The organism is Marinobacter antarcticus (assembly GCF_900142385.1).
GTDB lineage: Bacteria > Pseudomonadota > Gammaproteobacteria > Pseudomonadales > Oleiphilaceae > Marinobacter > Marinobacter antarcticus.
The window spans coordinates 1,461,813-1,475,832 of the sequence record NZ_FRAQ01000001.1 but is presented as its reverse complement, the minus strand read 5'-3'; the positions used below and the strand labels follow the sequence as shown (position 1 = coordinate 1,475,832).

Below are 14,020 nucleotides of genomic sequence, written 5' to 3'. Positions count from 1 at the left end.
GGAAACCATTCCCGATACCGGACTTACTTACGTTACAGGCGTTGGGCAAACTCATTCAATGAATTAAAGAACTCAATTAAATCTTCTCTGGACACAGTAAGGGTATAACCCTCAACCGATGACAAGCCCGATGAATGTTCACCCCGGTCAACGCCCTCCCATTCCAAAAACGGTCTGGGCGCTGGGGTTTGTCAGCCTCACCATGGATGTGTCGTCCGAGCTGGTCCATAGTTTGCTGCCGCTACTACTGGTTTCCACCTTGGGAGCCAGCATGTTGACGGTGGGCATCATCGAGGGCATTGCCCAGGCAACAGCGCTGATTGTGAAAGTATTTTCCGGTGTGGTCAGTGACATGATCCAGCGCCGTAAAATCCTGCTGTTAATCGGTTATGGCCTGGCAGCCCTGACCAAACCGCTTTTTCCACTGGCAGAATCTGCCAGTACAGTGTTTCTGGCTCGTTTCGTCGATCGTATCGGCAAGGGCATCCGGGGCGCACCCCGGGACGCTCTGATTGCGGATGTTTCCCCACAGGAAATCCGAGGTGCAAGCTTCGGCCTGCGCCAGACTATGGATACGATGGGGGCGTTTATCGGGCCGGGGCTGGCCATCGGGCTGATGCTGCTACTACACAACCAGATTCAGCTGGTGCTCTGGTTTGCGGTCATTCCGGCTTTTATCTGTATAGGCTTTATCGTATTCGGCGTCCACGAGGTGCCAGCTTCGCCGTCGGCAAGCCCGTCCGGAAAACGCCGACCCCGCTTCCCTCTGTCCCGCAACGAACTGAGCCAACTTTCACGCGCCTACTGGTGGGTAGTCATCATCGGTGCGGTATTTTCCCTGGCCCGGTTCAGCGAAGCATTCCTTATTCTCAAAGCCCAGCAAACGGGGTTTGAGAACGCCTGGGTACCATTGGTAATGGTGGTCATGGCCGCGTTTTTCTCGTTGTCTGCCTACCCGGCGGGCTGGCTGTCTGACCGGGTTGAGCGCCAGTTATTGCTGATCGTCGGGCTGGTCCTGCTGATCGTGGCGGACCTGGTGTTGTCTCTGTCCGACACAGTTGGCGCCACCCTCATCGGCACTGCCCTTTGGGGGCTGCATATGGGCTTTAGCCAGGGCATCCTCGCCGCCATGGTGGCCGACGCCACGCCAGCGCATCTGAAAGGCACCGCCTTTGGGGTATTCAGTCTCGTCTCCGGCGTTGCGATGCTGATAGCCAGCATCCTTGCAGGCGCACTCTGGTCTTACTGGGGGCCATCCATCACTTTCCTGGCCGGCGCGCTGTTTGCCCTCGTAAGCCTGTTACTCGTCTTTTGGAGCATCCACCATCAATTCCGCAAAAAACCATAGATCTTTACTGATGGATTTCAGCCACAGCACTCCTTGAGTTTAAGGTCATTAAAACGCGCCCTGTTTTGAACCATCACAGGGTGGTCAAACGTATTAATGCCCAATACAACACAGAAAGGGACATGTTTGAGCATGACATTACCAATCCGGGAAACTGAATCTCCTTCCAAATCATGCGGGACGCCACTGAAATTAGCAGCATTGCGCAGAACACCCAGACTGGACAAAGGCGCTCCAGGCGACAAACGCAAAGAAATAGGCCTCTATTTCACCAACACTTTTGACACCTACACACGCCTTTTCGACTGTCTGGCTGATGATGCGGGCTTCTACCAGAAGTCTATTCCACTAAGGCATCCGCTCATTTTCTATCTTGGGCATACCGCAACGTTTTTCGTCAACAAACTGGTGCTTGCAAAGCTTCTGCCTGAGCGGATTAATCCTCACATGGAATCGGTTTTTGCGGTAGGTGTGGACGAAATGAGCTGGGACGATCTGAACGACGACAATTACGACTGGCCAAAGGTTTCCGCAGTGATGGACTACCGTGCCAGGGTGCGCTCTGCGGTGCTGCAGCTGATCGATACCCTGCCCCTGAACCTACCCATTAACTGGGAGAGCCCATGGTGGCCGATTATTATGGGGATTGAGCACGAGCGGATTCACCTCGAAACCTCTTCCGTTCTGATCAGACAGCATGATCTCGCGAGAGTCCGGCCACGGCCAGAGTGGGCCCCGGTCCAGGAAACCGGAGAAGCACCAACGAATGAGCTGATCACGGTACCGGCCGGGACAGTTCGCATCGGCAAACCCTACGAAGACGCCTACTATGGCTGGGACAACGAATACGGCGAACACAAGGCCGAGGTCGAGGAATTCAAAGCCAGTCAGTATCTGGTAAGTAACCAGGAATTTCTGGAATTTGTCGAAGCCGGTAGTTATGAGCACGACAGGCATTGGAGCGATGAAGGTCGGTCCTGGCGCCAGTTTACCGGTGCAAGGCATCCGACCTTCTGGCACTGGCGCAATGGCTGGCTCCTGCGGCTGATGACCGAAGAAATCGAAATGCCGTGGGACTGGCCCGTCGAGGTGAATTATCACGAGGCCAAAGCCTTCTGTGAATGGAAGGGAGAGCAAACAGGGCAACCGATTCGCATGCCCACTGAAGACGAGTGGTATCGGCTGTGTTCGGCAGCAGGCATAGAGGAAGTTGGCAACAACGCTGCCAACGCGAATCTGCACCTGGATCATGGTGCGTCTTCCTGCCCGGTGACCCGTTATCGGCATGGCGAGTGGTTTGATGTCGTGGGCAATGTATGGCAATGGACAGAAACGCCGATCTACCCTTTCGACAACTTCAAGGTTCACCCGCTATATGACGACTTCACCGCCCCGACCTTTGACGGCCAGCACAACCTGATAAAAGGTGGCTCCTGGATTTCATGTGGGAACGAAGCTCGCCTTTCTGCTCGCTATGCGTTCAGGCGTCACTTCTTCCAACATGCCGGGTTCCGGTATATCGCATCTGAGACTAAGGCTGCGCAACCCAACGCCTATTATGAAAGCGACCGGTTACTCACTGAGTACGCGGAATTTCACTTCGGTGATTCCCCGTTCGGTGTCGAAAATTTCCCAAAAGCCCTGGCGGATTTGGCACTAGAGGCCATGCGCGGAAAATCCACCGAAAAGGCCTTGGATTTGGGGTGTGCCGCTGGCCGCTCCAGCTTTGAACTGGCCCGAAAGTTCAACGTGGTGGAAGGCGTCGATTTTTCAGCTAACTTCATCCGCCTCGGTGTCGAAATGGCTGATCAGGGCTCTGTTCGATACTCGCTTGCCGAAGAAGGCGAACTGGTCAGCTACCATACCCGTAGGCTCAAGGATCTCGGGCTGGACGCTTGCGCCCAACGAGTTTCATTTCACCAAGGGGACGCCTGCAATCTCAGACCCCAATTCACCGGGTACGACCTGGTGCTGGCTGCCAATTTGATTGACAGACTTTACCGGCCAAGACGCTTCCTTGACAGTATTAAAGAGCGTATTAATGATGGCGGCCTGCTCATTATTGCTTCACCCTACACTTGGCTAGAGGAACATACGCCAAAAGAAGAATGGATAGGTGGTTTCAAAAAAGATGGGGAAAACTACACGACTCTGGATGGTTTGAGGGATCACCTTTCCAGCCACTTCCGGTTAGTAGGGAAGCCCCGAAAAGTGCCATTTGTCATTCGTGAAACCCAGCACAAGCATCAGCACACCTTGTCTGAAGTTACAATCTGGGAGCGGTTGCCACGTTGACACGTGTGGCCCCACCCAACGCACCAACGCCTTAGGAGCGCTTTATGCCGGAAGATATCCATTTTTACGAACCTGCCAATGGCCACGGGCTGGCCCATGACCCGTTCAACGCCCTGGTGGCGCCGCGCCCGATTGGGTGGATATCATCCAAAAGCCGTGACGGTGTGCTTAACCTGGCACCCTACAGCTTCTTTAATGCCTTCAACTACCACCCCCCCATCGTTGGATTCTCCAGCATCGGCTACAAGGATTCCGTCCGCAATGCCGAAGAGACCGGCGAGTTCTGCTGGAATCTGGTGACGCGTTCGCTCAGTGAGGCCATGAACAAAACCTGCGCCGCGGTAGGGCCTGAAGTTGATGAATTTGCCCTCTCTGGCCTGACGCCAAAACCCTCCCGGGTTATCTCGGTGCCTCACGTAGCGGAAAGCCCGGTAACCTTCGAATGCCGGGTTACCCAGGTGCTCCAGCTTGCGGGCGCCAATGGGCAGAAAGTGGACACCTGGATGGTGTTTGGTGAGGTGGTCGGTGTGCATATCGCGCAACACCTGCTTAAAGATGGGATTTACGATACTGCTGCGGCTGAACCGGTGCTTCGGGGTGGCGGTCCGGCGGACTACTTCGTGGTGAATCAGTCACAGAAGTTTCAGATGCACCGGCCTAAATAGAGCCCTCGGGCGGTGGGCCGGGAACCGGCCGCGCGCCCTCTGAGAGGATGCTGGCTATTCCTGGCCTAGTTGAGAGAAACGAATGAGCTCAAACTCGCTTTCGAGCACATCCGCAATCTGTTTTATATGTGCAGGTGTGATCTCACAGCAGCCTCCGATAACCGTTGCGCCATCGACCAGCCACTGCTGCACATGTGCAAGGTAGGCCGCCGGGGAAATATCCGCCCGCGCTTCCAGCGCATCCACCGAACCGCCCCTCGCCATCGACTCGACCGACTTGAAGGCATTGGCATACCCACCAACGCATGGGTACAGATCAACCAGAGCCGGCATGGTGACTGACATCATCTCGGGATCGCAGCAATTCAGCATCACGGCAGTGGGCGCAAAGGGGGTAATGGCCGCAACCGCCTCAGCCAGGGTTTCACCAGACTTGAGCTTGCCGTCCGCCTCCAGGCGAAACGCCACGCCGTAGGGTTTACCCAGATCACTGGCTGCGGAACACGCCGCACGCGCCTCCAGGGTATTGGTCATGGTTTCAATCAGGAACACATCGGCAGCGGCCTGCAGCCGCACCAGCGTGGCATACTCATCCCGCAAGTCTTCAAAGGAACGTTCGGGCTGGCCCTGGTAACTGGCGGTTAAAGGCGGCAGACATCCGGCAATATCCACCTCTGTGCCTATGGCCTCAATCGCCTCTTCCAATACCTGGAATGCACGCTGATGAATGGCAGGCATCTCCTCCAGAAGTCCCTGCTTGCTCAATCGGGTCGGTGTTGCTGCATACGTATTCAGCGTCAGGGTTTTTGCCCCGGCCCGAATAAAATCGGCATGCACCGCCGTGACCAACCCGGGCTGCTCCCGCATGACCGCGACGGACCATAGCGGAGAACTTACATCGGGCGCGCGGCGATAAATTTCCTGGCCAAGACCACCATCGAGAAGCACAACGGATCTCATAATGCGCTTGTTTCCTTAAGAGTGAATATATGAACACGGGTATTATGCCAACCAGAGCTCGCCGCGCCCGCTAATCAGCTACCATTTTGCTAAAATCTCGTCGGACCTCAACCATGCCATCATCAGACACGCGTAGCTTCTCTGGACTGCTGATTTTTCTCGGCGCTGCCTTCGCATTCAGTGTCGTGATGATCGGTACCACCATGCCGACTCCGCTCTACCCCATCTATCAGGAGACCTTCGGGTTTTCCCAGTTGATGATCACCATCATCTTTGCTGCGTACGCCTTCGGTGTCATTGCCGCACTTGTAGTCACCGGGCGCTGGTCTGATCAGTTGGGGCGCAGGCCGATGCTGTTTGCCGGCATTGTGTGTTCGATCATCAGCGACCTGATATTCTGGCAGGCCGACGGACTGGCAATGATTCTTGCGGGCCGTGTACTGTCGGGGCTCTCCGCAGGTATTTTTACCGGCACCGCGACCGTGGCCGTGCTGGAACTGGCGCCACCACACTGGCGTGAGCGGGCCACGCTTTTTGCCACCGCCGCGAATATGGGCGGGCTTGGCCTTGGCCCTATGCTTGCGGGCGCACTTTCACAATACCTGCCCTCTCCACTGGAATTGACCTATCAGGTACACATCGCGCTAGCTCTCCTGGCACTCATCTGCATTTGGTGGGCCCCGGAAACAGTAAAAAGACCGACTCACCCAAAGCTGTCACTTCAGCGCCTGAATGTGCCCCTGGAAGTACGCGGTGTGTTTGTACCCGCTGCCCTCGCGGGCTTTGCCGGCTTTGCGGTTTGTGGCTTTTTCACCTCGATTGCGCCGGCGATGATGGGCAATGTGTTGGGTTATGATAACCGTCTACTGGTCGGCGTTGTGGCGGGCAGTATCTTTATTGCCTCAACACTCGGCCAGTTCTTGCAGGATAAACTGCCACTGCGCCTGCGTTTACCAATCGGGTGCGCCACCCTTGTTGCTGGCGTGACGCCCGTAGCGCTCGGCATCCATTCTCAGTCGCTCACCCTGTTCATGGTCGGTGCGGTCATCGCTGGCATGGGCCAAGGTATCGCTTTTCGCGCCGGCATGGGCGCTATAAACGCGGCGAGTCCGCCGGCGGAACGCGCAGCAGTAACCTCCACCTTCTTTATTATCGCCTACATTGCCATCTCAGTGCCGGTGATTGGCATCGGCTTGATGGCCAGTCTGCTCAGCCTTAAGGCAACAGGTATTATCTTCTCCGTCTTCGTTGGCTCTATGGCGGCCGTGGCATTGCTGATTCTCTTATGGCGTGATCAGTGATGTTCCGGCGGCGTCCAGACCGGAACATCCTTACTCTGTAGCTCTTCCCAGTCCCCGTGCATGGCACTGCTCAGCGCCTCTTCCAGCTTCATGAACAGCTCGCCATAGCGGGGACTGAAGTTGATCCCCTCTTCGATTTCCTTCCATGCCTCGAACAGCTGCTCTTCATGGGCCTGTTCATTTTCAACAAATGCCCAGGTCATCTGTTTTGCCCGCATCGGATGCACGCCCATGGCCGTTAGTGCATGTCCGCCAAGCTCCAGAGCAGAATGATAGGTTTCACTCATCACATCGTCAGCACCCGCTTCCCGAAGCTGATAGCCGTGGCCACGGTCAAATGCTCGCGCCAGCACCCAGACACCCGGGAAGAACTTCTTTACATGCTTTACCATCTTCACGGCGCGATCCCGGTCATCAATCGCCACTACCAACAGGCGCGCCTGTTCAATACCGGCTTTTTCCAGCAAATCGGGGCGACTGGCATCACCAAAGAAGCTCTTGATGTTGATCTGACGAACATTTTCAATCTGCTCGAGTTCGTGGTCGAGCACCACAATAGGAACGTTATTGGCCCGCAATAAGCGGCAGACAATCTGTCCAAACCGCCCCACCCCGGCCACAATGACCGGTGCCTGCTCATCAATGGTGTCTGCTTCCCGTTCATCGTTCCTGGAGCGTCGATACTGTGGAAGCACGATGCGGTCGTAAACGATAAACAACAATGGCGTGAGAAACATGGACAGTGCGACAACCAGCGAGAGAATCTGAGAGATATCTGGCGGAATCACATTGCTTTGCACGCTATAGGTGAGCAAAACAAAACCGAACTCTCCCGCCTGCGCCAGTCCCAGAGTAAACAGCCAGCCGTTACTGCTGCGAATCCCGAACATCTGTGCAAGGGCCAGCAGGACCAGTGCCTTGACTGCAATCACAGCCGTGCCCAGAGAAACAATGGTGCCCCACTCTGCCAGCAATACCTCGAAGTTGATTCCAGCACCCACGGTGATAAAAAACAGGCCCAGTAACAGCCCCTTAAACGGCTCAATATTGGCTTCCAGCTCGTGACGGAACTCACTGTTAGCCAGCACCACACCTGCCAGAAAGGCACCAAGGGCCGGCGAGAGATTTACGAGGCTCATGAGCGCGGCAATACCAATAACCAGCATCAACGCCGTGGCAGTAAAAACCTCCCGCAACCCGGACTTCACCACATAACGGAACAATGGGCGGCTCAGGTAGTATCCGCCAACAATAACCGCCGCGACCGCACCCACTACAACCAGAGCATGCGCCCAACCCGGCAGACTGGCCACCAGGCTCAAACCCCCTTCGGGACCAGACGCAGAGCCGGAATCATCCTTCAGACCCGGCAACGCCAACAGCGGAATCAAAGCAAGCATGGGGATAACAGCGATGTCCTGAAACAGCAATACTGAAAACGCATTGCGCCCGCCTTCAGTCTTCGACAAACCCTTCTCATCCAGGGTTTGCAGCACAATCGCGGTAGACGACAGCGCGAAAATAAGGCCAACCGTTAGCGCCGTCTGCCATTGAAGCCCAAGCCACCAGGCCACCCCCATCCCGGCGCCAGCCGTCAACGTCACCTGTAAACCGCCGAGACCCAGAAGGCGAACCCTCATCGCCCAAAGCGCCTTCGGATCGATTTCCATGCCAATCACGAATAACATCATGACAACACCAAATTCAGCAAAATGCTGAATGGTGCTGGTTTCCTGTCCTACGAGCCCCATAACCGGCCCGATCACCACACCGGCAACCAGATAGCCCAACACGGAACCCATGCCAAAGCGTTTTGCCAAAGGCACCGCGATCACGGCAGCCAGGAGATAAATAAAAGCCTGAATGAAATAGGCGGTCATATAGGTCAGAGCTCAACAAATCTGGGGGTGAGCATAAGTACAACACCCACAGCCACCAGGGCAAGCGTATTCGTTATCAGATATGGGTACAGAATCAGCGCGATACCACAGTACCGGGCGACCAGATTCGACTGCTTTCTCCCGTAGATAAAATAGCCGATGCCAACAGAGCTGAAAATCAGCCCCCAAATCAGGTTAGCAGTTTCCATAACGTGAAAGTCTCCGGCGAAAAAAAACCTGCCGCTCCAACAGCCGTGTCAAAATCGGCCAGCTTACTCATACACATCAAGCAGTGTCAGCTTCTCAAAATCCGGAACCACACCCAACCCCGGGCGATCACTGAGGGTCATCTGGCCGGAAAAAACTTCAGGCGCTCCGGTTGCCAACTGGGAGGTATTGTAATTGTGGAGATCCGTGGTAGTCAGCAAAGCTTTTGCCGGGGTGCTGACCGCGAGATGCGCATAGGCTGCAGTGGCTATACCACTGCCCCAGGCATCTTCAATGGTCATGGCTATGCCGGCATCCACGCACACGTCCCGAATGATCCGTGATGGCGTCAGACCACCGACCCTACTGACCTTCAGGGCCATGGCGTCCATGGCATCGTCGCGCAAGGCCCGTTGCACATCCGCCAGGGAGTTCAGGCTTTCGTCCAGTTTAACCGGGTGGCGAATTCGACGGCGAACCGACAGGCACTCCTCGTAGCTGTAACAGGGCTGCTCAAGATAGATCTCCAGATCTTCAAGCGCCCGCGAGAATCGGACGGCTTCATCCTGCCGCCAGGCCCGATTAATGTCGCACATCCAAAGCTCGTCTGCATGTTTGACCTTGCTCAGAGCGCGAACGAGATCGATATCTTCCTCAACACTGCGCCCCAGCTTGATCTGAAAACGGCGAAACCCTTCTGACCGAAACTGGCGCAAAGATTCTTCCATCTCATCCGATTCCGCCAATGGAACATTTCGGTGCAGCGGCATAGACGGCGAGAGCAGCCCGCCGAGCAAAGCGTAGACTGGCAGCCCAGCATGCTTGCCCAACAAATCCCAGCAGGCAATATCGATGGCCGCCTTGGCAGCCGCATGCCCGGTCAGTGCCTGATCCATGCACTCGTGGATGCGCGTGGTGTGAGTGGGATCCTCACCTATCACACTGGGCGCCAGCAACGACAGGCAAGAGGGAATGCCCTCAGAGAACGCCGCCATATAGTTGGGGCCGCAGGGGCAGACTTCGCCATAGCCCACTAGCCCCGTGTTTGTGGTCACCGCCACCACTGTGCTGGTGAACACACGGTGCGATCTTCCTCCGGCAAAGGCATACGCCTTACCCGTATAGGTTAAATCTGCGGTATAAACCGCGATACTCTCGATACGCATGACGCATTTCCTTGATCAGCAACGCTCAGCATCTCTTGAGCATAGCCGCCGCAGGCTGGTGGCGCCGATATTTACAGCCTCGTATTTCGACTTTCCAAAATCGTGTTAATGTAGCACTCACGGTTTCCCTAAGGCTTACTGGGACAACGCCGCAACCCAGAACTCAAGCAGGACAATGCCATGATGTACTTTGCCCACGAGATAGGCCGCGCTGCGCTGAAGCCCATACGCATGCTGACCGGCGCCCAGAGCACCCTGCTCCAGCACCGACTGAGCCCTTTATCCCGCGTTCCCGGGGCACGCAGCGTTGCGTCGGCCTACGGGGTGTTCAGAGATCTCACCCAGCGCTACCCGAAACCGGCTTTCAATCTGCACACAACTCTCTGTGATGGCGAGCGAGTCGAAGTTCAGGAAGAGATTGTTTTGCGTAAACCGTTTGCGCAGCTTAAACACTTCCGGCGCAGCGTAACGCGGCCCGATGACCCGAAACTGCTGATTGTCGCGCCCCTGTCCGGCCACTTTGCCTCGCTCCTGCGTGGCACCGTGGAGGCGATGCTGCCGGAACACGACGTGTACATCACGGACTGGCGCGATGCCTGCAAGGTTCCGCTGTCAGAGGGTGATTTTGGCCTCGATGACTACATCGACTACGTCATAGAGTTTATCGATCACCTGGGGCCAGACACCCACGTTTTGGCGGTCTGCCAGCCAGTGGTGCCCGTGCTTGCCGCCACCGCAGTCATGGCCGAGGATGGCCACCCTGCGGCGCCTCGCTCGCTGACACTGATGAGCGGTCCCATAGACGGTCGCATAGACCCCACCACGCCCTGCAAACTGGCTACCAAACACAAGCTATCATGGTTCAAACGCAACCTCGTGCACCCGGTGCCCGCGCCCTACCCTGGAGCCATGCGCAAAGTTTATCCCGGGTTCCTGCAGCTGACCGGTTTTGTGAACATGAACCTCGGGCGACACATTAAGGCCTACCGTGAGCTTTTCCGCTCCATTCGCGATGACAAGACCGACAAGGTCAGCCGCCACCGCGACTTCTACGACGAGTACCTGGCCGTGATGGATCTGCCAGCGACTTATTATCTGGACACCATACAACGCGTCTTCCAGGAGTTTCACCTGGCCCGCGGCTGCTTCAAACACCGTGGACGTCTGGTGAATCCGGCCGCCATCCACGACACCGCCCTGATGACGATCGAGGGTGAGAAAGATGACATTTCAAGCCCCGGACAGACCCGGGCTGCCCACGATCTATGCATCAATGTACCGGACTCCCGTCGGCTGCATCACCTGCAGCCGGGTGTTGGCCATTACGGTGTATTCAACGGCAGCCAGTGGCGCGAGGCCATTGCGCCGCGGGTACGGGACTTCATCCGTGCAGCCTGACCGGTTGATTTGCGCCGAGTCCTTGTGATGTTTTGGAGCCTCTGCTAGCTTGAAATCAAGCCTTTCTCGCAGCATCCCTGTGCGTGGCTGTGATGTCTTAACGAACAACAACAATCAAGTATCAACTTCGTTCCGAGGAGAATTTCATGCAAGACCTCAAAGGCAAGATAGCCATCGTTACCGGCGGATCTCGTGGCATTGGCCGGCATATCGCACTTCAGCTTGCCCAACGGGGCGCCGACGTCGCAATCAACTATCGCTCACGCCAGTCCGATGCGGACGAAACCCTCAAGGAAATTGAGGCGACTGGCGTCCGGGCACTGGCCATCAAGGCGGATCTTTCAAAAATGCCGGAGGCACGCGCCATGATTAAAGAGGTTCACGAAAAGTGGGGGCGCATCGACATCCTGGTGAACAACGCCGGTATCACCCGGGACAAGTCCATGAAAAAACTCACCGACGAGGACTGGAACGAGGTTCTCGATACCAACCTTGGGAGCGTCTACGCCACATGTTCCGAAGTGCTGAACATCATGCTGGAGCAGAAGTACGGGCGCATCATCAACATTACCTCCTTCGTCGGTCAGGCCGGCAACTTCGGGCAGGCTAACTACGCGGCCAGTAAGGGCGGCATTATCGCGTTCACCAAAACCCTGGCATTGGAAGTGGCCAAGCACAACATTACTGTCAATGCCATTGCCCCAGGCTTTACCGAGACGGAAATGCTCGCTCAGGTTCCCGAGAATATCCGTGAACAGATTGTTGCACGAGTGCCAATGGGTCGCTTTGGTCAACCGGAGGAAATCGCACGAGCAGTGGTTTTCCTGGCAGCGGAAGGAGACTACATCACCGGTCAGCAAATTAACGTTAACGGCGGCGTGTACATGTAAGTAATACCACGTCGCGGTAGACGCATCGAATACTTGCGTCCGTCGCCGTTTCTGATAAATCCGCGGCCCCAGTGGCCGCGGAGTGGAGACTGTGTCAATGTCTGAGAAACCGGTAAAAATTACGCCCTCCCCTGAATTCGAGCCCGACGTCGTGCCCCAGTCCCTGATGCGCGCAGGCGTACATGGCGGCAATCTTCTGAAACGCTCGATTATGCGCCGGTTACGACGCAGACCTCCTAATCCGGTCAGCATCAAAAGCATGGCTAAACCCTTTGCTTCCCTCACAGGGAAGCTCTTAACCCAGCCAGACACCGTGATCCTCGCGCAGGTGCGGCTGCTCAGGGACACCACCAAATTTTGTTCAGGTCTGGTATCCAGCCGCATACGCAACAAGCCATTGGCCGTGATCGAGCCGGAAAAGAGCGACGGGCGCTTTCGCGACCCAAGCTGGAACGATGCAATGGCGTTCAACGCCATCAAACAGGCGTACTTGCTCTCTAATCGCTGGATCATGGACACGATCGATGATGTGCGCGGAATGGACAAGCACACCAGGCGCAAACTGCGATTTTTCACCGGCCAGATGACCGACGCTCTGGCCCCAAGTAATTTCATCCTGAGCAATCCCGAAGTACTGCGCACGACGGTCCAGACCCGTGGCACGAACCTGCTACGAGGGATCGCCAACTTGCTGCGTGACCTGGATGAGGGCCAGGGCCCTATGCCCTTCCGCATGTCCGACCCGGACGCCTTCAGGGTTGGTGAGAATCTGGCCAACACACCGGGTGATGTTGTTTTCCAGAATGAGCTGATGCAGCTGATTCAGTACAAGCCGACCACCGACACCGTGCACCGCCGGCCGCTGCTGGTAATCCCGCCCTGGATCAACAAGTACTATATTCTTGATCTGGGTGAGAAAAAATCGTTCATCCGTTATTGGGTAGAACACGGGCACACGGTGTTCGTAATCTCTTGGATTAATCCAGGACCGGAACTGGCGCACAAGAGTTTTGAAGATTACATGCTGGAGGGGCCCATCGCCGCCATGGACGCCATTGAGCAAGCCACCGGCGAGCGCGAGCTCAATACCGTCGGCTACTGCATTGGCGGCACCCTGCTCGGCTGCACGCTGGCCTGGCTGGCAGCCCGTGAAGACGACCGGATCAAAAGCGCGACCTTCCTCAACAGCTTGATGGACTTTTCCGAAGTCGGCGACCTGGAAGTGTTTATCGATGAGGATTCCGTCAGCAAACTCGAGAAGGCCATGGACAAGCAGGGTTATCTTGAGGGCGCCTCCATGGCGACCGCCTTCAACATGCTGAGGGCCAATGGACTGATATGGTCATTCTTCGTCAATAATTACCTGCTGGGCCGTGAAAACGCACCCTTTGACCTGCTCTACTGGAACGCAGATGCCACCCGCATGCCTGCGGCCATGCACAGCTTTTATCTGCGCAACATGTACCTGCACAACCGACTGCGCGAGCCTGGCGGTATTGAGCTGGCGGGCACTCCGATCGACCTGGGGAAAGTCAAGGTGCCGAGTTACTTTGCGTCGGCCATCGAGGATCACATTGCTCCCTGGATCTCCTGCTATCGGGGCTCACGCTACCTGGGCGGACCGGTGCGTTTTGTACTCGGCGGCTCGGGTCACATCGCCGGCATCATCAATCCGCCGGATCGGAAGAAGTACGGCTATCGTCTCAACGAGGACAGCAATCTGGACCCGGACACCTGGTTACTGGGCGCTAAACAGTTCGAAGGTTCCTGGTGGCCCGACTGGGTCGCCTGGGCTGAACAGTTTGGTGGTGGCGAGGTGAACGCTCGTAATGCATCCGAAGGAAAGCTGCCGGTGATCGAGCCGGCGCCCGGAGCCTATGTGCAGGATTTGCCAGCGGTAAACTAGCCAG

Annotated in this window: 11 protein-coding genes; 7 read left to right on the top strand and 4 right to left on the bottom strand. The window is 56.2% G+C overall.

Annotated features, from left to right (window positions below):
* Nucleotides 1-130: 130 nt before the first annotated feature.
* From BUA49_RS06935 to BUA49_RS06925, 3 genes are all read left to right on the top strand, one after another.
* The gene (locus BUA49_RS06935; protein ID WP_072796454.1) at nucleotides 131-1,348 is read left to right on the top strand and encodes an MFS transporter; all 1,218 of its coding nucleotides are present in this window, start codon (nucleotides 131-133) and stop codon (nucleotides 1,346-1,348) included.
* A gap of 132 nt (nucleotides 1,349-1,480) precedes the next feature.
* On the top strand, nucleotides 1,481-3,643 hold the full coding sequence (gene ovoA, locus BUA49_RS06930; protein WP_084063509.1) for a 5-histidylcysteine sulfoxide synthase: 2,163 nt from the start codon (nucleotides 1,481-1,483) through the stop codon (nucleotides 3,641-3,643).
* A 44-nt stretch (nucleotides 3,644-3,687) separates the two neighbouring features.
* Nucleotides 3,688-4,308, top strand: a complete 621-nt coding sequence (locus BUA49_RS06925; RefSeq protein ID WP_072796453.1) for a flavin reductase family protein — start codon at nucleotides 3,688-3,690, stop codon at nucleotides 4,306-4,308.
* Between the two features lie 54 nt (nucleotides 4,309-4,362).
* Here the strand turns inward: BUA49_RS06925 and BUA49_RS06920 are convergent, their stop codons facing one another.
* Nucleotides 4,363-5,268 (bottom strand): homocysteine S-methyltransferase family protein, encoded by a 906-nt coding sequence (locus BUA49_RS06920; protein ID WP_072796452.1) that lies wholly within the window; start codon nucleotides 5,266-5,268, stop codon nucleotides 4,363-4,365.
* Nucleotides 5,269-5,381: 113 nt separating this feature from the next.
* Here BUA49_RS06920 and BUA49_RS06915 point away from each other — a divergent pair, with 113 nt between their 5' ends.
* A complete protein-coding gene (locus tag BUA49_RS06915; protein WP_072796451.1) occupies nucleotides 5,382-6,569 on the top strand; it encodes an MFS transporter in 1,188 nt (395 codons plus the stop codon).
* Here BUA49_RS06915 and BUA49_RS06910 read toward each other — a convergent pair.
* The 3 genes from BUA49_RS06910 to BUA49_RS06900 all read right to left on the bottom strand — a co-directional run bounded on the left by BUA49_RS06910 (nucleotide 6,563) and on the right by BUA49_RS06900 (nucleotide 9,822).
* Nucleotides 6,563-8,449, bottom strand: coding sequence for a monovalent cation:proton antiporter-2 (CPA2) family protein (locus tag BUA49_RS06910; protein ID WP_072796450.1), 1,887 nt, complete (start codon nucleotides 8,447-8,449; stop codon nucleotides 6,563-6,565). The two genes, BUA49_RS06915 and BUA49_RS06910, sit on opposite strands and share 7 nt — an antisense overlap.
* A gap of 5 nt (nucleotides 8,450-8,454) precedes the next feature.
* Nucleotides 8,455-8,658: a hypothetical protein gene (locus BUA49_RS06905; RefSeq protein ID WP_072796449.1), complete on the bottom strand. Its 204-nt coding sequence runs from the start codon at nucleotides 8,656-8,658 to the stop codon at nucleotides 8,455-8,457.
* 63 nt (nucleotides 8,659-8,721) lie between these two features.
* Nucleotides 8,722-9,822 carry a mandelate racemase/muconate lactonizing enzyme family protein gene (locus BUA49_RS06900; protein WP_072796448.1) on the bottom strand — a complete coding sequence of 367 codons (1,101 nt, stop codon included), beginning with the start codon at nucleotides 9,820-9,822 and terminating at the stop codon, nucleotides 8,722-8,724.
* 180 nt (nucleotides 9,823-10,002) lie between these two features.
* Between BUA49_RS06900 and BUA49_RS06895 the strand changes: the two genes are divergently transcribed.
* From BUA49_RS06895 to BUA49_RS06885, 3 genes are all read left to right on the top strand, one after another.
* Nucleotides 10,003-11,220, top strand: a complete 1,218-nt coding sequence (locus tag BUA49_RS06895) for a polyhydroxyalkanoate depolymerase (protein ID WP_072796447.1) — start codon at nucleotides 10,003-10,005, stop codon at nucleotides 11,218-11,220.
* 146 nt (nucleotides 11,221-11,366) lie between these two features.
* Nucleotides 11,367-12,110 (top strand): 3-oxoacyl-[acyl-carrier-protein] reductase, encoded by a 744-nt coding sequence (gene fabG / locus BUA49_RS06890; RefSeq protein WP_072796446.1) that lies wholly within the window; start codon nucleotides 11,367-11,369, stop codon nucleotides 12,108-12,110.
* Between the two features lie 97 nt (nucleotides 12,111-12,207).
* Nucleotides 12,208-14,016 carry a PHA/PHB synthase family protein gene (locus BUA49_RS06885; protein WP_084063508.1) on the top strand — a complete coding sequence of 603 codons (1,809 nt, stop codon included), beginning with the start codon at nucleotides 12,208-12,210 and terminating at the stop codon, nucleotides 14,014-14,016.
* Nucleotides 14,017-14,020 lie beyond the last annotated feature (4 nt).

What these genes read in the sequence shown, in the direction of transcription:
- BUA49_RS06910 (WP_072796450.1), bottom strand. Translation starts at nt 8,449, where the DNA reads ATGACCGCCTATTTCATTCAGGCTTTTATTTATCTCCTGGCTGCCGTG.
- BUA49_RS06900 (WP_072796448.1), bottom strand. Translation starts at nt 9,822, where the DNA reads ATGCGTATCGAGAGTATCGCGGTTTATACCGCAGATTTAACCTATACG.
- fabG (WP_072796446.1), top strand. Translation starts at nt 11,367, where the DNA reads ATGCAAGACCTCAAAGGCAAGATAGCCATCGTTACCGGCGGATCTCGT.
- BUA49_RS06895 (WP_072796447.1), top strand. Translation starts at nt 10,003, where the DNA reads ATGATGTACTTTGCCCACGAGATAGGCCGCGCTGCGCTGAAGCCCATA.
- BUA49_RS06925 (WP_072796453.1), top strand. Translation starts at nt 3,688, where the DNA reads ATGCCGGAAGATATCCATTTTTACGAACCTGCCAATGGCCACGGGCTG.
- BUA49_RS06920 (WP_072796452.1), bottom strand. Translation starts at nt 5,268, where the DNA reads ATGAGATCCGTTGTGCTTCTCGATGGTGGTCTTGGCCAGGAAATTTAT.
- BUA49_RS06915 (WP_072796451.1), top strand. Translation starts at nt 5,382, where the DNA reads ATGCCATCATCAGACACGCGTAGCTTCTCTGGACTGCTGATTTTTCTC.
- BUA49_RS06885 (WP_084063508.1), top strand. Translation starts at nt 12,208, where the DNA reads ATGTCTGAGAAACCGGTAAAAATTACGCCCTCCCCTGAATTCGAGCCC.
- ovoA (WP_084063509.1), top strand. Translation starts at nt 1,481, where the DNA reads ATGACATTACCAATCCGGGAAACTGAATCTCCTTCCAAATCATGCGGG.
- BUA49_RS06935 (WP_072796454.1), top strand. Translation starts at nt 131, where the DNA reads ATGAATGTTCACCCCGGTCAACGCCCTCCCATTCCAAAAACGGTCTGG.
- BUA49_RS06905 (WP_072796449.1), bottom strand. Translation starts at nt 8,658, where the DNA reads ATGGAAACTGCTAACCTGATTTGGGGGCTGATTTTCAGCTCTGTTGGC.